An 18,017-nucleotide genomic window follows, 5' to 3' on the forward strand; every position below is an offset into this window, starting at 1 on the left:
AAGAAGTAAAACTTAGGAAAATAAAATATCTTGGGCCCTAGGGCTTATGCCCTTTGGGCCAGCGCATTCACGGGAAGGTCTGGGAACTTCTCTTTCATTCTCTGTTCCGCTATTGCGGATGCCTCTTCCAAGATCTTCCTGGCCTCTGGAGTAGCTGCGGATGCGTAGGAGTATCCTCCTGCGAAGTCACCTGCCTCTATTACCACCGTCTGCAAGTCCTCGGATAGCGAGGAGAGCTCCAAAGATATCTCTGGCATAACTCCCTTCAGCACGGACTTTAGCTCATTAACTACACCTACCACGGGTATAAGATTTACAAAGACCTCACTGATCTCGCTTACTGTCTCGAGCCTAAGCTGAACCTGCTCTAGAGCTATTTGCGTCATTATAAGTTGCTTGCTCATTTTTCTAATCTCGGCTACCTCGTTTGCGTACATTGCAGCCCTGCTTGTATCCTTCGCCATTTGGGCACTTACTACCCTCTCAAAGAGTGTCCTGTCCCTCTCCTGTAGCCTCGCTATATGAACATCCAATCTATTTATCATTGATCCAAGCTTGTATCTAGCCTGGACAATCCTGTATTTCAGGGGTTCCTTGCTCTTGAAAGCACCCTTGAATCCTTCCCATGCACTCTTATCATCAGATCCAGCCCAATACTTTTGGAAATCTTTTCCAAGCATCTTGATATGTATATTGGACCTGCTACGGTTAAAAGAGAGAGGAGACAGTAATATGGAATTAACAGAAAGGAATTGGTAAATTGAAAATCATCAATTTACTTTTAATATATGCAAGCGCGACCGTCCGCACCCTTGAATCTGAGGGCTTAAGTTCGTTGCCTTTTGTGTCTATCCCTAGGGTTCACCAGGATCCAATGTTTATAACTTACGGTAACGCTAATAATAACGTGATATTTCTTGCCCTCCGTTCAGATTGACGACGCGGACGTGGATATCCTCACGATGGAAAATAGGGTAAATGTTTACATCGATCTCAGAGGAATGGAGACGAGAGAATCGAGCATCGCAATCCGAGCAGATATCTCAACAGTTTACGTCTATGATATGGATTCTAGAAACGTAATAAAGATAGTGAGATTACCAGTCCAAATTAAGACCTCTCCTGTCTCCTATTACCTGAGAAACGGGGTACTTGGTATAACCCTTGAGAGGTTATAGACATGGTTACTGAGGAGTTATATGCAAAGGATTCGTATATAAAGAATTTTTCAGCAAAAGTAACTAAGATAGTGCCATCAGGTGTTATTCTGGATCGAACGGCCTTTCATCCCAGAGGTGGGGGACTAGAGTCTGACACGGGCGCACTCATTCTAGGGGGGAACACATACAGGGTAACGGAGGTCAAGTTTGAGGGAAATGAGATCGTTCATGTCCTTGAAAAGTTAGATGGTTTAAGAGAAGGAGACGAGGTTGAGGGCAGGATAGACTGGGAGCGAAGGTACAGGATGATGAGACTTCATACCGCGTCCCATATCATAGCATCAATTGCGTTTTCTAAGTACAACGCCCTTATCACTGGGGGGAATATTACCCCTGAGTACGCCAAGGACGATTTCAATGTGGAGAACAAGGATTTACTTCCAAAAATAGTGGAGGAGGCAAATGAAATAGCAAAGAGGGGGATTAAGGTAAAGGTATACTTCTTACCTAGGGAGGAGGCTATGAAGATACCGGGTGTAGTTAAGCTAGCAGAGAAGATGCCACCTGAACTGGAAACCTGGAGAATTGTGGAGATTGAGGGAATAGACATACAGGCCGACGGTGGACCTCACGTAAGCAACACGGAGGAAATAGGAAGCATAGAGGTTATCAAGGTCGAGAACCGTGGTAAGGGAAAGAAAAGGCTCTACTACACCGTAAAGCCGTAGGTCAGGATATGTAACTGAGATTCTCGATGATTTCCTGGATGGTTGAGAGTAGATCTGAGTAACCAGGTCTTAGGGAAAATCTAACATGGTTTTGCCTCAAACCCACGAAGTTTGAGCAATCCCTCACGTAGTATCCTCGCCTTAGTAATTCCTTGTTTAGTAACTCTGCGGTGACCGTGGCCTCAGCTAGAACGTAAGGTGCATGGGATCTATATATTTTCAATCCATGGCCTTGAATTCTCTCAACCTCCTCTAAACTTCTTCTCACCTCTTCACGGGATCTAACTAGGAAGCTTCTCGCCTCTTTGAGATCCATGTTGGAGAATACATAGTACGCGATTGCGTTAATCCTCCAGGGAGGGGCTCGACGCTCCAGGAGACTACTCTTACTTCCTATGGTGAAGCCTATCCTTAATCCAGGAACCGAGAAGGTCTTTGTGAAGGAGGATATTAAGAGTAGGTTGGGGAATTCCTTCACCAAGTCAACAAAGGAATCCACGGGACTTATGTCAGCGAAAGACTGGTCAATCACCAGGGTCTTACCCTCCTGTAGGAATGGGATCACCTCTTCTCTGGGGAGTGAGGCACCAGTTGGATTATTGGGATGACTAGTAATTACCTTTTGTCCCTGAAGGGTGAACCTGAACTCGTAGTCCTCGTGAGCCAGGTAAACTGATCCCCTGGGATATTCTTGGTAGTTGGGTTCTGGTACGAAGAAGTCGTGATCGAGAAGAGAGATGGCCTCGCTAGCTCCATTGAATACGCCTATCATTTCCTCGTCTACGTCATAAAGGTCTGAAATGACCCTTTTCAGTTGCCTATATTCGTCTGGGTAGAAGGAGTAAACCCTGTTCCTCACCGCATCCTCAACTAATTCCTCAAGGAATCTAGGAACACCTAACGGATTGAGGTTGACACTGAAGTCCCTGATTGACGATGGTCTCCCCTTTTCCCATTTCAAGCCTCCGTGCATCACAATCCCTTTTCGTCGAAATAGTTCACTATCACGTTCTTTTCAGCTCTCCTGATGATCTCAGATAGCGAGGATACGCTTAACTCCAGCTTCTCTGCCAGAGCCCTTATGGTGATCTTCCTAGGAAACTCGTAATAACCGGCCTCAAGCGCTATCCTAAGTATTTGTTCTTGCCTGGCCGTGAGAATATCCTCTGTCTTATACTTAGTGACCTTTATCACCTTTACGTTGATGCCATGCTCATGAAGCTCCCGCAACAGCTTTTTCAGTTCCTGGTACCCGCTTAAGATAACAGTCCAAACAGTTGAGTTTCCGTTGATCACACCATTAACGATGATGTACTTTGACAATATCTCCTCGACTACTCCTCTTACCTTAACCGTCCCGAGGTATTTCAGTTTAGAGACCTTACTGAAGTTTCCCTGTATTTTACCTAAATCATCTACGCCCTTCACCTCAACGAGGAGCCTCTGAAGCTCTCCCTCCTGCTTTATATCGAGAATGGTAAGGGTCCCTTTTCCCAGGTTAAGGTCTAAGGGAGGTGCTGTAGGACTGATTAAAGTGACCCTAAGAATCACGAGTATACACGGATTTCATGGTTATTTAGATTTGCTTTATGATTCATGTGAAATTGTGAAGTTCCGACAGCTAGGAGGTTAGTAAGCCTCTAGGAAATAGTAGTAGATAGAACTAGATCTAATCCCTCTCATGAACATTTAAAAAACTATAACTTAAGGAGATCGAGATAAGTTTTATATATCTTGTTGTATTATTTTCATTGCCGCGGTAGTATAGCCCGGCCATGCTCTGCGCCGAGAGTATGCGGGCCTTTCGAGCCCGTGACCCGGGTTCAAATCCCGGCCGCGGCACTAATTTTACGTCGATTTGAAAGAGAGCTACGTTCTCTTTATAAAGGCGTAAATGGAACATAGAGCCTTATTTTTGGAACAGTGTCACTTTCTAATAAGTAAGGTAGGAAAATATGCTAACTGACGTAACTAAGTTAGATGATGAACAAAGAAGAAGAATATTAAAGAAATTAGTAGAGAAACTCGGTCTGGCACAAACAGCTAAGTTACTGGAAATAGGAAGGAGTACTTTATACAGATACGTGAATACAAACCAGAATATTCCTTTAGAAATTGTAAGAAAAGCTGCAGACATGTTAACACCAGATGAACTTTCAGACGTGATCTACGGACTGAAAGTGGTTGAAGTCGACGCTACCACTGCATTATCAGTAGTTATCAAAGCCATGAAAGATGAGAAGTTCCGCAACTTTTTCGTCTCGGTTCTCTATCAGTATTTAGGTGAATATCTGAAGAATACCTGACTTCCTCCCCGCCCTAAAGGGCGAGGGTTCCCTTAGGGCGATTCATTGGTTTGCGGTTTACCGCCTTCATTTTCATCACTTCATAGCTAGTGGGTGATGACACCCACCCCACTCCATTCGACCAGCGGTAGACCGCGGGCTGGGCCTTCAGCCCATTACCCCTATCCCTTACCGGGAGTTGCCCTCCGCTCCCAGCTCCTAGGGACTCGGGGATATGTAGGATATTTATCGCACCATTCAAGTCTGCGTTTATTACTTTCCCCATGCGGGGACACCTATAGAGACCACGCTTAATACGCCCACGATGGTGGGCTTCCCCGCATAGGGAGCAAGACTTAGAAGTCCACGCCTCGTCCACCTCAACCACTTCAATACCTAACTCCTCCCCAACCTCCTCAAAACGTCTAATGATGTAACCGTAGTTCCAGAAGTTAACCGTGAGTTTGTTTCCATGATCCTTACTTATCTCTTTAGGATAGCCTATGATAAGCTTGCTCACACCCTTCTTCTTCAACTCCTCCATTATCTTCCTTACCATACTGTTAAGGGCGTGCTTCAGAAACCTCTTCCTTTTCTCATATAATAATTTCATCTTCCTACTCCTCCTCTGCTTATGCCTAGCCAAGGTTTTCTGGACTATGCTAATCCTTTTGCTATAATACTCGTACTGAGAGAGAACACTACCACCTTTGAAAATATACCAGCTACCATCCTCAACGTAGACAGTTGCTAAGTTTACTATCCCTAGGTCTATGGAAGCCTTTAGTTTGCCTTCAGCTTTCACATCGTTCTGGACTTCCACCGGTATATGTGCATACCAAATCCTCCTAGCCTCATTATAAATTATTTCCAGCCTACCTTGTTCCCCGTGCCACTTCAACTTTCCCTTAAAACTCAGAGAGAGTTTGAAGTCCTTCAAATAGATGATCCTCTTTTCCTCATTAACCTCGTAACGGTCTTTTCTAATGATTATTATCAGCTTGTATTTTCCAATTTTATCCTTCCAGTACCCTGGAGGTCTAGGTTTAAACCATCTTGGCAATTTACCCTCCTTCTTCTCCTCGATTAATGAGAAGAAACTCCTCCAGTCCTCAGCGTTCTTCCTAGCAACTTGTTGTGTGTTAACCTTTAATATTTGCTTGTACTTCTCGTATACATCCTTTTCTGTTTTAGAGAAATCGACCCTCTCACCTTTCTTAAACTGTTGCATTCTTAACCAGTTCACTTCGTTCCAGCATTTTGCAGTAGCGATTGCGAGTTCTTTGAGCTTCTCGTGCGTCTTCTTGTCTACGATTAGTTTAACTATGTTGGCCCTCTTCACCTTCCTTCACCCACTGTTCCTCAATGTACTTCTTTATGGTTTCACTGGACACGTTGCCGGCTGTGGATACAAAATAACTTCTGGACCAGAGCTTTTTATACTTCCTTAGCTCTGGGAATTTCTTCAGTATTAGTCTAGCAGACTTCCCCTTGAAGTAGTTTGCTAGATATGACGGCGAGTATCTTGGCGGGCAGTTTATGAAGAGGTGTATGTGGTCTGGCATGACTTCTAAGGCTATAATCTCACATCCTAGCTCCTTTGCTATTGATTTCAAAACCTCTTTAGTGTATTCAGCTACCTTATTAGTTAGTATAGCTATTCGATATTTGGGGATCCATACGAAGTGGTAGTTGCACAGATATTTTACGTGTCTCGTGGATTTTAGTTCCACAATACTTTAAAGTATTCCATAGTATAAAAGCTTTACCCCGCCCCTAGAAGGGGCGAGGCTTGTCGTTCATTTGTCAAATCACGTTATAAATCGAAGACTATTATACTCGTCGAGTACATGTTACACTAAGGGTAAAGGGATGTTAAATCGTGAGGTACTAGCAAACGTATGGAACGATACTATAATTTGGTATATTGAAAGGTGTAGGTATTGGGCTAGATTGGTCGATTTGATGAGAATGGAGGATAATCATGACAAGAAATTGAGTCTTCTTGATAAGGCTTACGGTCTCTGGGGTCATATATGGCATGAGCAGGACCTCGTTATGATATTTTCTCACATTCTTTTAAAAAACCTGGAGAATACGTCCGATGTACATCTTCATATAAGCTACGAGTTGAAACCGGAGAATTTCAGTGTTATAACGAGCTTTCATGAGAGATTGAGTAAGGCAGTTACCACCCTAAGAAAGGAGCTTAATATGAAAAGAGCATGGTTTCCTGAAATGGACCTAATTGTTACCGAAGATGAGCCGCCTTTCTTTTACTGTATAGAATTTAAATATTATCATTATTTTCCGACCACTTGGAATATAGTAGAAGATCTCAAAAGGAAAGTAGTTATATTGAACACTTTGAAGAAATATGAAGTCTGTAAAGATGCCGGGATATTTCTTTTAGATGATGGAATATGTAGAAAAAATGAAGAATTATGTAACAAGATAAATGAGGTGCTCAATGAGGCGAATTCGCTAATGATACTTAGTTATTACGTAAAATATGAAGAACTTCTGAACGCTTTAGCAAAGATTTCCTCCAAATCTTAAGCTTAACTTCCGTTATGGACTATATACAGTAATTCAAGGAAGAAACGATGCGAAGGGGAGGAGAAAGAGAATATCGACTACTCGGCAAAGTAAAACTTTTCTCTAACTGCCCTAGAGTTAAACCTCATTCTTCCTTCAACTCTAACTTGGAACTTTCCTTCAGTTCAAGGTAAATTTAGGGCTAACTCCCGTGGAGTTAAAAATTTCGCCGAAAAGTATTTAGCTATAGAAGAAGAGTAAAAAAGTGAAAGATTATGAGGAAGTTCAACTATAATGAAATAGTGGTACTCAACCCGCTCCAGACTAGGTACCAAATGGTGTCGTCTAGGGTTTTCGTCCCTCTCTACGCTGCGGCTAATGACGGAATTTATAGAATGAATAGGAGAAAATTTGTGACAAAGTACGGTCCAAAGACTATAGGAACGTATATGCTAGGAACTTTCGGTGTCCTCATTTTACTTATAGGTATAGGTATAGCAGTTTATCCATTCACTCCAACTACTGGAATGACTAGTGTTGATGGTCTAATTGCTATGCTCATAGGAGGGCTTATGCTGTATTTTGCTAGAAAAAATGCAAGCAAACTGAATCAAAGAATAAGTGAAGAAAAAGGCATGGAAGGCGAAATAGTTTTACTGTGGAGCCAAGTGAAAACGATAACTGTAATGAACGTCAGGCAGGAAAACGTAGCTAACAGACCTAGTTTAGTTCTAAATACTGTAGCCCCTACTTACAAAGAAATAGGGGATTGGCACGTATTGACAACTGACGGGAGAGATGTAACAATACCAAATGTCGACGATCCTTATAACAAACTAAATTACGTAAAAAATAGATTTGATTTAAGTTTTTTATGAAGACAATTCTCTAATTGCTCCTACCATATGTTGTCCTGGTCTCAAACTAAACACAAAAAGCACTAACGAGAACAGGAATTCTCCATCAATCGCTATAGGGTCTATGATAAACAGCAAGGCTCCGATAGGTAATGTTGCTAAGATTGCAAAAGTTATTGCGGCTACCAAACCCGCTACCATTAAGCCTATTAGCAAATCTACTACCATCATCGCAATTTTTCTAGTCCATTCAAATATCCAGAGTGAAGCCCATAGTGGAATAGTAGATACAACAGATAACATTACAGCATATTTTATTGTTGCTACCGCTAATGTGAAAGCTAAGAGAAACATAACTAGAGATAAAAACATATCTAAAGAATCCCCAAACCCAAAGGGAACCCCGTTCATTAATGCAAATAGGGCCGTGTAGAGAGTTGCTCCTCCTGTATATTCTATCGTTGCTATTCCTAGATATGGACCTGCGACTGAGTAAATGATAGAATTAATGAAATTCGCAGCATAAGTGTATACTATCATCCCACCTGCATAGAATAGTCCCCATACGCCGAGCTTGTAAAGGACATCACCAGCAAGATCAACGAGGTCCGAATAGAACCCTCTGAATGCGTTGTATGCTATCGAGAAAGATACGAACAACATAGCTAGCCCGATAGCATAATCTTGGATTTCATTATATATCGTTTGAGTAATTGGAGAAATATTGGGCGTAGGGGAATAAGTCATCCATTCTAGAGGTGCTCCGAAAATCTGTAAAAGTGTAGTCAAAAATCCTTCAAATGTGTTAGCTGCAGTGTTAATAAATCCAGAGATTGCGCTCGTTATAGCCCCAGTAAGCCAGCCCAAGGGGCTAGGTGGGTTCGTTACAGTTATTAAGACTGCTCCAGACCCTCCTGCATAGTTTTGATCATTAATTACAGCCGCAGCAATTATGTATTTTCCAGGTTCATTGAATGTATAGGTGAACGAAGTTCCGCCTGTGGAATTGTATACTATGCTCCCATTATATAATACTGTCCATATCACTGTTCCAGACATAGATGGGCTCCAGGACACTGTATAAGTTTCAGCGTTTCCAGTATAAGCCGAAGTGGGACCAGAAACTGTTACTTTCAGTTCTACTAATGTTATGTTTACGCTTCCTCCTAGTTTTCCTCCCGTAGCAGCTGCTAGAAATAACGCTGAAGCTAAAGCAGCTGCGAACAACACTAAAGCATAACGTTGATCGTATCTGTTTGCCAAAATTGCAAGCAATAGCAGTGCTGCAGGTATCAATGTTTGTAGTGTCGAGATAAAGGTCCCTAAATTATTACTACCGCTTCCACTTTGAGCAAATGCCACGATATTGCTTAGTCCTGAAAGTAGGCTCGGAAGTATCAATATAACTAATAGGATAGTTAGAGCTTTCCTCATTTCCTTCGTTAGTAGAGTCTTTTAAAAGGCGGAATAACGAGAACATGTCTTTCTTGTTCGGAAGTAAAAATGACGGCCAAAAGACAGCACAAAAAACTAGGTACTATCGTTTAGAAGGGATCCCATTCTTCTTACTGAGTCCTGAGGATCGTGATATGAAAATGAAAGAACTATCGACGCTCTTATCACAAGCAGAGCGTGGCTATATCTACATTAGCAGAGCTCCAGGTGAGTATGAGTTCGAAGGGACGAAATTCCCCATCATTACATCTTCTTTTAATTTAATCACAGAGAAAGAGATGGACCTCGAAACAGCAGAGCCTCCCAAGAGACCTAAGATAAAGAAGGAACATGCTAAGTACTTGCAAACAATGGAAGGATATGCTAGAGTTTTAGTATCATATAGATATAGTACCAGAATTTACGAGGGAGCTCTTGGAAGGGTCGACTTCAAACAGATGAACCCAGAGCTCTTTGAAACGATTATTCAGTTTCAAAAGATTCCCCAACTCTCTGTTAGAAATTATCTCAATTCGCTAGAAATGAAGAAGATGAAGATGGCCAAGTATGCTAATGTCTCAACTGCCGTTGAAGAAATGTTAACAAGTGGAACCCAACTTAAGAAGGACATAGACGAGGAAGCTGCGGAGCCCATCAAGTTCCGATATATCTTTGTAATCCATGCAAAGACCCTACAAGAGCTCGAAAGTCTAACAAGGGAATTAATGAAGACCGCACAAGAAAACGGGGTGCTCCTCGATACTCCATGTTGCGCTCAGAGTGAGTTGTATAATTTTGAAGGAGGTGTAGGGTATCGCATAAGCAGCAACGTCAGTCTCGCTAAGTTCTACCCCCTGGTCGGGTTTAACTTAGTCGAGCCTAATGGCATCTTCTTAGGAACGGATGAAAAAGGAGCTCCAATATCAATCAATCCATATTTGGCGACCAACGGAAGACAAAATCCTCATTGGGCGATAACAGGAACAACTGGAGCAGGAAAGACTACTACAGGTGCCGCTTTGATTGATAGGCTACGCAGGGCCCATGGCGAGATATATGTTATTATCATCGATCCGATGAGCAACTATAACCGTTTCTTCACTAATGAAGCGGATTTGAATATCGCATTCAAGGACGGGGACTATGTTGGACTGGATCCGGTAGCTTTAGCAGCTGAAGGAGTGGTCTCAAGCGGTGACATAGCAGACTTCCTCATCGAGTCATATGGAATTCCATTGGAGCTCCGAGGAATCCTAGTGTCCCAGTTGGAGCAAAACAGGAGTTTGAAGGACCTAACAGACAATCTAGAGAGCTTGGCTAGTAAGAAGTTTGCGACTGAATATAGAAAATTAGAGAACTTCTTACTCAATATGACTAGCGGAGCTGACAAGTATGTTTTCACTGGAACTCCTCCTAACCTTAAGGGCAAACGTTTCATCATACTAGGGCTTCAAACTGAGGATACGAGAAAGAAGAGATTAGCAGCTACAATGTTAATGCTTTATGCCTATTCGTTAATCAATAAACTCCCTCGTTCAGTCGAGAAATTGATATTGATAGATGAAGCTCACTTCCTATTCGAATACCAGAGTGTGGCGAAAATCATAGCGATAATTTACAGGACTGCTAGAGCCCTTAAAACCAGTATGATTACTATGACACAGCTCATTCAACATTTTAATATGAATCAATACAGCAAGGAAGCATGGCAACTTGCAGATAACAAACTGATTCTTAAACAGGAAAAGGAGGCTAAGGACGACTTAGTTAACTTGGCTCACCTGAGCGAAGAGGAGGTCGATTACGTGCTCAAATCTTCAAGGGGTAGGGGGATATTGAGGACAGGCGCAATAACGACCCATATTCAGGTCCAGCTCACGGAAGAAGAGAAACAGCGCTGGAGGACTGAGTAAAAATGAGCGTCGTAGATATTATCGAGAAAGTTGCGAAAAGAATGGGACTTCAACTGAATATTCTACCTAACGGCGTCGTAATCGTAATAAAGGACGGCATCGCTTTCGTTCAGATCTCTGTAGTAAGAGAGGTGTACTATATACGCTATTTAATAAAGAACGAGGCTTATATCTTGAGAAGGCTTAACGAAAAGACTGCAGAGCTTATACTAGATGAAAAATTAGATGAAACTAACGCTCTCAAAATCCCTGATGTTTAGCAACAAGACCGTGTTCCTCAATTCCTCAATTTTCTCTTTTTCAAGTACCTCGTTTAGAAGTTTTTTATCATTTAAATACTTTAATAATATTTGCTTCCTCTTTTTTGCATTACCATAAGCTAAGTTATGTTTCTTCAGTAGTTCATAAACTCTTAATGCTTCCTCTTTGTTGCCCTGATATTCATAATACATGTATATAACAACAGGGTCCTCTTTCAGCATCTGTCTAAGTAACTTCTTACGTTGACGTATCGCATATCTTCCTATTCCCCTCGATTTTAGAAACTTCAAATATTCCCTCCTAACCTGCTTATTCTCTTTAGCTAGGATATGCTCATATATTGCTAAGTACAGGGCTGCCTCTGCTTTCCCATGTTTCTCAGTTTGGTTCAGAATTCTGTAGAACTCGTCTTTTTCCTTCCCTGTCATAATACTGAGCAAGTAGTTCAGGACTATCTTCTTCATGTCTCTTATTTCATTCTCTTCTCTTTTCCTCGCTGAAGAGCTTACTCTCTCATAATATTGCAAGCTGCTGTAGTCAGTACTGCTATAGTTCTCAAAGTCTACTACTTCCCCCGTGCAACTGTTTACAAGAAATCCTTCATGATTAGTGATTATGGTGCACTCTTCCATCCAGAAACAGACGTTTTAAAAGCCTCTAAGGATTTCCGTGGAAAAATCGGTATTACATTTAACTCCCCAGTTTACTGAGAAAAAATTCAAAATAACTTAGGAAATCCATGCGGTACCGTTCCAGATAGCTATGATTTTCGTAGGCGTGCCGTATACAGTCCCAGAAGTGGCGTAGAATATGGATGGTACGTAGTTCGAATCGAAGAAGTTTAGAGTCTCTCCGAGGTATGGCAACTCTCCTCCAGACTGGTTCAGGTAGAAGTAGACTGTCCTACCGCCTACTGGACCGAAATAGAAAGAATTCCCAAAGGGAACCTTATTCCACCCTGGATACCCTAGCGCATTGTACACATCGACGAGATATGTCTCGCTGTCTCCGGTCACGTTGAAGTACACAGAGGAGTTGTATATACCGGGTATCCTAGAGACGTTGAAGAGCGATAGTTGGCCCGTTTCATATTTCAGGCTGGGCCACGCCGATAGGTTTAGTATCTGAGCAGGGACCACGCTCCAGTTCTCGTAAAAGCTCTCTAATTCTAGAAGATTATTGAAGGCGTTATATGTAGTATTGAAAGTGTACATGGTGTACTCCGCAGCTAGATCGAAGTACTCGAACTTCCAGAATTGGGTATCTGATTCGTTTATCGTGTGATTGATGAACTCGTAAAGGGAATGAGCTAAAGTCGCATTTTGCTCCAGGTAGAACCAGTCGATTGTAGCATATTTGTTATAATTCATGCTCTGATAGATCCATGAAGGTGCCTGAGTTATATTTGGAATAAGGTTGAAGTTTAGATAGTAATCATTAATGGACTCAGTACCTCCTCCGTAGGGTATATAGAAGGACTGAGAGCCAGAGACCTCGTTAGATGTCGGAGTTATGGTTAGATTGCCAGCGTTCCATGTCCTTCCCACCGTGTAATTTGCCAGGCCGAGACTGTCATGTGTCGTTATCTTATAGGAATTCGTGAACGGGAGGGAGCTCCAGATCGTATACCAGGGAGTTACCTGGAAATTGTTGAGGCCAGTATTGTATGAGTAGGACTTGCCAACTATCGAGGTAGAGGGGGAGGTCCCGTTGTACACCTCTATCCTGAGAGGTAGGCTCACGTTGTACTCGTACCAGGTGTCGCTCACCGTATCCGCGATGGAGTGTATCGAAGGATAGTACGTGTTTACCGTGTAAGTGTAATGGCACTCGTGTCTCACCCAATAGCATCGAGTTATTGTTGTGTTTCCCTCGTGATAGTGATGACACACACGCGTATAGTAAACGTACACTCCCGATCCGCTGGATACCGAGTGTCCGGGGCTCCAGGAGAGGCCTACAGTAGCGCTCACGGTTTCAGGTACTCCAGGAGGAACTGTCACCGTGTCTGAAGCGGTGTGAGAGATCTGTCCGCTGCTGTCGTAGGAGAGCGATAGAGTTCCCTTGTATTGGTCTAGAAACGTAGTGGTTCCGTTCTGGTCCACGAAGTATCTGAAATTGTAGTTCACTTGATCATCGTAGTATTGATAATATGTGACGTGGCCCGAACAGAAGCTCCCTGTACTATATGAGTTCACCAGTTGCTGACTAACGGATATAATAGGATCGACCTGAGTGTTCACGTTGTAAGAGTTTATGATACTGTAATTCATACCATAGTTGAGATTATCCGAAGGCGGATAACTCCATCCCCTCTGAAAGCTATTAGGAACCTCGAAGTTTTTAGCGTACTTTACAATTATCTCAGCTTTACTATAATTCTCTGTATCGTTCTGATTAAGCGGAAACGGTTGTAAAGTAGTATTACCGTAATTGATAATGTTAACATATGCTGAAGATCCAACGCTGAGCAAAGCCCCATATGGACCTGGTGCTATTTGGCTCGCGTTCCAGGCCAATGCGTTAAGCAACAGCTGTAGCATATTACTTGATGGAGTTGAGAAGTTGAATAAGATGTAAGCTTCTGGGGAAATATTGTAGTAGGGTGCTAGAAGATTACTATAGCTTCCCCTAACGTAAGCTAAGTCTTGAATATCTGGAGCTAATGTTATTGTTTTATTGTAAATATATTTATACGGTATAGTTTCAGTGTATTGCTCGTTCTGCGTCGATGTCCCAACTTGAACAGAAGTGTTCTGCTGAGGTGTTTTTATATTTGCAAAACTTGCTACAAATGATAGAATTATTATTATCGCTATGAAGAGAACGCTAAATCTCTTTATGTCCATTCCGAAGACGTTACTCACTTCTTTTCCCCATCATTTGCTTTTTAAAAAGCAGAATCTCAGGTGGAAAAATGATCCCATTCGAGGTCTTAATAAAGATAATGTTATTGATTCCTTCGATAGTTTTCCTGTTCTATAGCGCAGTGTATATTCTGCTATTCGAGCTCAACGTGCAACCGAGTCTATCTAAGACATATAGAAACCTTTCAATTATTCTTATAGGAGGTGGGGCGATATTACTTTCGATATATTTGATAGTGTAGAATCGATAATGCTGACCATCCTAGCTAATGCCGACATGAAAACAGCAAGAGAAATTTCAAATGAGACCGGAATTAAGGAGGAACTCGTATATCACGTCCTGGAGGTTCTGAGACGTTTCGAGCTCGTTCAGGTAGTTGATGGAAAATATTACTCGGAGTATTCTGAAGTCGCGAAGTTACTCCTGGATTTGAAAAATCTTCCTGACGGTTATACAATAACGAATTAGTATTTCCTCAGCGCATCGAGAAGGTCCTTAAGCAGCTCAACCCCGGAATTCACCTCGTTTTCCAGTGATCTTTTGAGAGGAAGTATCCTGGTGGTCTCAAACGTGAGATGTACACCCGTATCGTCGTCTACCGTATATAGAAATACCTTAATTTTGTCCCTCAACTTATCGTTTTTCGAGTAGACCTCCCAAATTATGTCGGTATTACTAAAGTAAACTATGGCGTTGTACTTCTTGTTAACTAGATAACTCAGGTGTCCAGTCTTCTCCAGGCTTTTAACGTCGTAGAAGAGCCTGAGGACCCCCTGGGTGAGGAAGAAGGCCCTTATCTTCCTAGGGTGGATGGGGAGTACAGTGTGGAGTTGGATGGTCTTCATCAACTTTTGGGTTTTTAAAAAGCGCATCTGCCGATGAGACTGGTCACCCATTACGTCTTCACTATGGGGTTGCTTTCCCTGATTATGAGTATGTTCACACCTTACTACTTGGTTTTGTCTGGAGTGGTAGCAATTGCAGGGAACTTGATCATAGACGGGCTGGGGCACAAGGAGGTACAAACCAGGAGAGGTATTACAATACCTACAAGGACTCCGTTGACTCACACCTATCCCCGTTCAGTGGTGTGGGGCTTCCTGCCCGTGATACCCTTCCTAGCCTTTGGGTTCATGTACGGGGACTTCCCGTGGTGGCTCCTCCTAGCAGGCGTCCTAGTGGGTCCTTCTCACATGTTCTTAGATATGTTCACTGAGGCAGGGGTATACGTGAGAAGGAGAGGGAAGTGGAGGAGGTACGCTTTAGCTCACTTCAGGTATAACAACCCTCTAGCTAACGGGGTGGCTATCCTCCTGGGGTTCCTCATGTTGGTCCTTTCCCTGCATGGAAGCTATCATTATTATCATCATTATGAGTATCATGATTACGACTGGCCTTTTTAAAAGGCCATAGTTTGAGGTGAAGTGATTTGGAACCAATCGTAATTGGTAAAAACGAAGATGAGAATCCAGTTTTTTTAGATCTTGAAAGACATGCCATCTTAATGGGAGAGACTGGAGTCGGAAAAACGATAGCATTAAAAACAATCGTAAAAAAGGCACAAAATAAAGCGAAAATAATAATCGATGCTGACGGCGATATAATCAAAGAAAACGGCAATAAATACCCAGTCGTAACGATGACGGAAGAAGAATTAGAAAGTCTAAATGAAAAATTGAAAAAGGCGTATATAGAAGGCAATGTTCCAGACCTGGAGGAAAAGGTAGGAAAGCTGAACGGCATAATTTTAGTAGATGCTTCGACGGAAGGGAGAGGATTTACGTTCTCTGAGAAGCTAATAGAACTCTGGACAAAATGGGTTATAGAATACGCTTTCTGGAATAAAATCAGAGGAATATTATTGGCAATAGATACAGTCAGATATATCGATAATAAAGGTGATTTAGAAGAAATGGTCATGGCTAGGAAGGCTGGAGTTAATGTAGTTTTAACAACGAGAGAGTTTGAAGTGTTTAAAGAAATACACATTGACTTCGGGACTAACATACTAATGAGAACAGACAATAGGGCTTATCGTTACGTGGCTGATTATTTCCACGAATTCAAAAATACATTACCTAATATATTATCAGAATTGAAACCTAGAGAAGCTGTAGTCGTTAAACTGCAGCAGAGAGAATATGAGTATGTGAAGGTTGATAAGGAGGAGTTATAATGGAGCCCTTCTATTTCAAATCGTATAACAAAGTAATAGGAGTCGCTCATGATGTAAAAGAATTGGAAAAAGAGATAGAAAGACTGTCTAAAGAGGATCCTGCCGCACTTCAATACCACTTGAAAGAAGGACATATAGTATCCTGGCTGAATTACCTGGGTGAAAACGGTCTTGCAGAGATGCTGAAAGGAGTAACTGAACCCGAAGAGGCTTTAGCGAGGATAAAGGAGTACGAGGTGCTGAAGAATTCAGCACAACCAATTAAAACTAAGGCAAAAAGATCTAGAAGAAAGAAATAGCAGAACTATTATTCCTAATGCGATATTAAACTAAAAGAGAAAGATTTTTAAATATACATTCTATTTCTTTTATTGTGTTTTGCAAGAAGTGGGAGATAAAGTTCATGATGAGGAAAGTTAAGGAAGCTAGAGATTTAGCTAAATTCGTTGCTAGAGAATTTTCTAATTTAGAATATTTGATGCTAATTGTTGATAAACTAGAATTGTTAAAAGAAGACCCCGTTATAGGGGGCGGGCATGAGGTAATATCATGGAAGTGCTAACTGTTAACGAGGTAACCCTCTACGTCCCAATAAGGGAGCTCGTAGAGGGACCTGGGAAGATATCCCTCACGCTCGTCCCCAAGATATTACCCGATGACGCGTTAAACAAATCGGTCCGGGAGATCGAGAGGATGGCCTTGGAGGCTGAGAGGGTGAGTCCCAACTACGAGAGGGATAAGGAGGTGAGGAGGAAGGGTTACACGAGATATAGGTTCCTGAAGGGGTTCAAGATCGTGATGGACGGGAGGGAGACTAGGTACGAGTTGGAGTGGATCTCGGTGAAGCTGCCGGTGCTTTACGGGAAAGGGAGGGTGAGGACGCAGGTCTAGGAGGCATTGCCGAGGGAGGAGAGGAAGGTCTTCGCGTCCTTGATGCTGATCTACTCGGTTAAGGGAGGTAAGTTGAACGCTAAGCTCTGGATGCCCGAGATTGAAACGGGCGGCGACTTCAAGTACGTGATAGTTGACGGGAAGTACGTGAAGCTCAAGAGGCGAAAGGCAGTGCTCTTGGTTATTGGCGTGACCCAGGAAGGAAACAGGGCGGTCCTCGAGGTCATCATGAGCGAGGCTGAGGACGCAATCTATTGGAGTCTCCTGGTCAGGGTCTGGAAGAAGACGAGCTTCGTCCTGGTCGTGGCTGACGGGATTAAGGCTTTGGATAAGGCGATCTCCCTCGCTGAACTTCGCGTGGAAAGGCAGGGCTGCCTGGTCCACCTCAAGCGTCGCGCGACCAAGGAGGAAAGGGAGGCTTTAGACGCGATCACCTCGTCAGCGGAGCTCGGAAAGATCAAGCCAGAGACCAACCCAACCCTTCTAAGCTACCTCATCGCCGACAAGAAGCTCTGGAAATGGCTCAAGTCCAACAACCTGGTCGAGTCCTTCAACTCCCTCCTGGAGAGGAGGAGGTTCGGGTTGTTTCACTCTCCCTGGAGGATACTCCAGATCGCGCGGGCAATAGCCCTCTACTACAACCTATTAACCTGTTTTCTCGTTACTGTAATAATATTACAGTCTCCTTCATCACTCTCACTTTCATCGAAATATACCCAATAATTTATACATTGGATAAATGTAATTCAGAGCTCGAAAATACAATTCGCAATTGACTCCTGAGCCGCCCTAATCCTGCCTGGATCCCCGATTTTTTCGTAGAAAGAGCTGGCTCTTGCGATAATGACGACAAACCTAACACTTTGTTAATCCTGATATACCCGGGTCAGGAAGCCAATTTTTGAG

Annotated in this window: 21 protein-coding genes, 1 tRNA gene and 1 pseudogene; 14 read left to right on the forward strand and 9 right to left on the reverse strand. The window is 42.6% G+C overall.

All coding sequences use genetic code 11. From position 1 onward, the window contains the following. Window positions 1-44: 44 nt before the first annotated feature. Window positions 45-680, reverse strand: coding sequence for a cell division protein CdvB1/B2 (cdvB1/B2, locus tag MSED_RS11150; RefSeq protein WP_012022105.1), 636 nt, complete (start codon window positions 678-680; stop codon window positions 45-47). 237 nt (window positions 681-917) lie between these two features. On the opposite strand from cdvB1/B2, the gene MSED_RS11155 reads away from it, so the two are divergent. Then, the gene (locus MSED_RS11155) at window positions 918-1,178 is read left to right on the forward strand and encodes a hypothetical protein (protein ID WP_012022106.1); all 261 of its coding nucleotides are present in this window, start codon (window positions 918-920) and stop codon (window positions 1,176-1,178) included. A gap of 2 nt (window positions 1,179-1,180) precedes the next feature. Continuing rightward, window positions 1,181-1,888, forward strand: a complete 708-nt coding sequence (alaXM, locus tag MSED_RS11160) for an alanyl-tRNA editing protein AlaXM (protein ID WP_012022107.1) — start codon at window positions 1,181-1,183, stop codon at window positions 1,886-1,888. Between the two features lies 1 nt (window position 1,889). Here the strand turns inward: alaXM and MSED_RS11165 are convergent, their stop codons facing one another. Beyond that, window positions 1,890-2,849, reverse strand: coding sequence for a pyridoxal phosphate-dependent aminotransferase (locus MSED_RS11165; RefSeq protein ID WP_225938828.1), 960 nt, complete (start codon window positions 2,847-2,849; stop codon window positions 1,890-1,892). An 11-nt stretch (window positions 2,850-2,860) separates the two neighbouring features. Then, window positions 2,861-3,439, reverse strand: coding sequence for a helix-turn-helix domain-containing protein (locus MSED_RS11170; protein ID WP_012022109.1), 579 nt, complete (start codon window positions 3,437-3,439; stop codon window positions 2,861-2,863). Between the two features lie 202 nt (window positions 3,440-3,641). Here MSED_RS11170 and MSED_RS11175 point away from each other — a divergent pair. Beyond that, window positions 3,642-3,730: transfer RNA gene (locus MSED_RS11175), tRNA-Glu, on the forward strand. A gap of 113 nt (window positions 3,731-3,843) precedes the next feature. After that, window positions 3,844-4,194 (forward strand): hypothetical protein, encoded by a 351-nt coding sequence (locus tag MSED_RS11180; RefSeq protein WP_012022110.1) that lies wholly within the window; start codon window positions 3,844-3,846, stop codon window positions 4,192-4,194. 13 nt (window positions 4,195-4,207) lie between these two features. Here the strand turns inward: MSED_RS11180 and MSED_RS11185 are convergent, their stop codons facing one another. Further along, window positions 4,208-5,515, reverse strand: coding sequence for an RNA-guided endonuclease InsQ/TnpB family protein (locus MSED_RS11185; protein WP_012022111.1), 1,308 nt, complete (start codon window positions 5,513-5,515; stop codon window positions 4,208-4,210). Further along, window positions 5,493-5,906, reverse strand: a complete 414-nt coding sequence (gene tnpA / locus MSED_RS11190; protein WP_012022112.1) for an IS200/IS605 family transposase — start codon at window positions 5,904-5,906, stop codon at window positions 5,493-5,495. Before tnpA ends, MSED_RS11185 begins: the two co-directional genes overlap by 23 nt. 232 nt (window positions 5,907-6,138) lie before the next feature. Between tnpA and MSED_RS11195 the strand changes: the two genes are divergently transcribed. Beyond that, a complete protein-coding gene (locus MSED_RS11195; protein WP_230842351.1) occupies window positions 6,139-6,732 on the forward strand; it encodes a hypothetical protein in 594 nt (197 codons plus the stop codon). Window positions 6,733-6,986: 254 nt separating this feature from the next. Then, a complete protein-coding gene (locus MSED_RS11200; RefSeq protein ID WP_012022114.1) occupies window positions 6,987-7,589 on the forward strand; it encodes a hypothetical protein in 603 nt (200 codons plus the stop codon). Here the strand turns inward: MSED_RS11200 and MSED_RS11205 are convergent. After that, window positions 7,584-9,002 (reverse strand): Ig-like domain repeat protein, encoded by a 1,419-nt coding sequence (locus MSED_RS11205; RefSeq protein ID WP_012022115.1) that lies wholly within the window; start codon window positions 9,000-9,002, stop codon window positions 7,584-7,586. The two genes, MSED_RS11200 and MSED_RS11205, sit on opposite strands and share 6 nt — an antisense overlap. Before the next feature lie 161 nt (window positions 9,003-9,163). Here MSED_RS11205 and MSED_RS11210 point away from each other — a divergent pair, with 161 nt between their 5' ends. Both MSED_RS11210 and MSED_RS11215 read left to right on the forward strand, forming a co-directional pair. Continuing rightward, window positions 9,164-10,915, forward strand: coding sequence for a VirB4 family type IV secretion system protein (locus tag MSED_RS11210; protein WP_230842353.1), 1,752 nt, complete (start codon window positions 9,164-9,166; stop codon window positions 10,913-10,915). 2 nt (window positions 10,916-10,917) lie between these two features. Beyond that, a complete protein-coding gene (locus MSED_RS11215; protein ID WP_012022117.1) occupies window positions 10,918-11,175 on the forward strand; it encodes a hypothetical protein in 258 nt (85 codons plus the stop codon). Here MSED_RS11215 and MSED_RS11220 read toward each other — a convergent pair. Further along, the gene (locus tag MSED_RS11220; protein WP_012022118.1) at window positions 11,137-11,808 is read right to left on the reverse strand and encodes a hypothetical protein; all 672 of its coding nucleotides are present in this window, start codon (window positions 11,806-11,808) and stop codon (window positions 11,137-11,139) included. The two genes, MSED_RS11215 and MSED_RS11220, sit on opposite strands and share 39 nt — an antisense overlap. A 96-nt stretch (window positions 11,809-11,904) precedes the next feature. Then, complete coding sequence (locus MSED_RS11225) at window positions 11,905-14,043, reverse strand: hypothetical protein (RefSeq protein ID WP_012022119.1); 2,139 nt, start codon at window positions 14,041-14,043, stop codon at window positions 11,905-11,907. Window positions 14,044-14,320: 277 nt separating this feature from the next. Here MSED_RS11225 and MSED_RS11235 point away from each other — a divergent pair, with 277 nt between their 5' ends. Beyond that, on the forward strand, window positions 14,321-14,512 hold the full coding sequence (locus MSED_RS11235; RefSeq protein ID WP_230842356.1) for a helix-turn-helix domain-containing protein: 192 nt from the start codon (window positions 14,321-14,323) through the stop codon (window positions 14,510-14,512). Here MSED_RS11235 and MSED_RS11240 read toward each other — a convergent pair. Beyond that, complete coding sequence (locus MSED_RS11240; RefSeq protein ID WP_012022122.1) at window positions 14,509-14,889, reverse strand: hypothetical protein; 381 nt, start codon at window positions 14,887-14,889, stop codon at window positions 14,509-14,511. The two genes, MSED_RS11235 and MSED_RS11240, sit on opposite strands and share 4 nt — an antisense overlap. 33 nt (window positions 14,890-14,922) lie before the next feature. Here MSED_RS11240 and MSED_RS11245 point away from each other — a divergent pair, with 33 nt between their 5' ends. The 5 genes and pseudogenes from MSED_RS11245 (at window position 14,923) to MSED_RS11265 (ending at window position 17,834) form a co-directional block, all read left to right on the forward strand. Next, window positions 14,923-15,447 carry a DUF1286 domain-containing protein gene (locus MSED_RS11245; RefSeq protein WP_012022123.1) on the forward strand — a complete coding sequence of 175 codons (525 nt, stop codon included), beginning with the start codon at window positions 14,923-14,925 and terminating at the stop codon, window positions 15,445-15,447. A 26-nt stretch (window positions 15,448-15,473) separates the two neighbouring features. Next, the gene (locus MSED_RS11250; protein ID WP_012022124.1) at window positions 15,474-16,220 is read left to right on the forward strand and encodes a type IV secretion system DNA-binding domain-containing protein; all 747 of its coding nucleotides are present in this window, start codon (window positions 15,474-15,476) and stop codon (window positions 16,218-16,220) included. Next, complete coding sequence (locus MSED_RS11255; RefSeq protein WP_012022125.1) at window positions 16,220-16,519, forward strand: hypothetical protein; 300 nt, start codon at window positions 16,220-16,222, stop codon at window positions 16,517-16,519. Before MSED_RS11250 ends, MSED_RS11255 begins: the two co-directional genes overlap by 1 nt. Window positions 16,520-16,593: 74 nt before the next feature. Next, the gene (locus tag MSED_RS12560; protein ID WP_230842359.1) at window positions 16,594-16,782 is read left to right on the forward strand and encodes a hypothetical protein; all 189 of its coding nucleotides are present in this window, start codon (window positions 16,594-16,596) and stop codon (window positions 16,780-16,782) included. Further along, window positions 16,770-17,834, forward strand: a pseudogene (locus MSED_RS11265) (transposase). The gene MSED_RS12560 and the pseudogene MSED_RS11265 overlap by 13 nt, the downstream one beginning before the upstream one ends. Window positions 17,835-18,017 lie beyond the last annotated feature (183 nt).

Origin of the sequence: Metallosphaera sedula DSM 5348 (assembly GCF_000016605.1) — an archaeon.
Classification (GTDB): domain Archaea; phylum Thermoproteota; class Thermoprotei_A; order Sulfolobales; family Sulfolobaceae; genus Metallosphaera; species Metallosphaera sedula.

Bases quoted from the DNA above. Each gene is read 5' to 3' on its own strand.
- cdvB1/B2 (WP_012022105.1), bottom strand. From the start codon at position 680: ATGCTTGGAAAAGATTTCCAAAAGTATTGGGCTGGATCTGATGATAAG.
- alaXM (WP_012022107.1), top strand. From the start codon at position 1,181: ATGGTTACTGAGGAGTTATATGCAAAGGATTCGTATATAAAGAATTTT.
- MSED_RS11180 (WP_012022110.1), top strand. From the start codon at position 3,844: ATGCTAACTGACGTAACTAAGTTAGATGATGAACAAAGAAGAAGAATA.
- MSED_RS11195 (WP_230842351.1), top strand. From the start codon at position 6,139: ATGAGAATGGAGGATAATCATGACAAGAAATTGAGTCTTCTTGATAAG.
- MSED_RS11200 (WP_012022114.1), top strand. From the start codon at position 6,987: ATGAGGAAGTTCAACTATAATGAAATAGTGGTACTCAACCCGCTCCAG.
- MSED_RS11205 (WP_012022115.1), bottom strand. From the start codon at position 9,002: ATGAGGAAAGCTCTAACTATCCTATTAGTTATATTGATACTTCCGAGC.
- MSED_RS11210 (WP_230842353.1), top strand. From the start codon at position 9,164: ATGAAAGAACTATCGACGCTCTTATCACAAGCAGAGCGTGGCTATATC.
- MSED_RS11215 (WP_012022117.1), top strand. From the start codon at position 10,918: ATGAGCGTCGTAGATATTATCGAGAAAGTTGCGAAAAGAATGGGACTT.
- MSED_RS11220 (WP_012022118.1), bottom strand. From the start codon at position 11,808: ATGGAAGAGTGCACCATAATCACTAATCATGAAGGATTTCTTGTAAAC.
- MSED_RS11235 (WP_230842356.1), top strand. From the start codon at position 14,321: ATGAAAACAGCAAGAGAAATTTCAAATGAGACCGGAATTAAGGAGGAA.
- MSED_RS11240 (WP_012022122.1), bottom strand. From the start codon at position 14,889: ATGAAGACCATCCAACTCCACACTGTACTCCCCATCCACCCTAGGAAG.
- MSED_RS11245 (WP_012022123.1), top strand. From the start codon at position 14,923: ATGAGACTGGTCACCCATTACGTCTTCACTATGGGGTTGCTTTCCCTG.
- MSED_RS11255 (WP_012022125.1), top strand. From the start codon at position 16,220: ATGGAGCCCTTCTATTTCAAATCGTATAACAAAGTAATAGGAGTCGCT.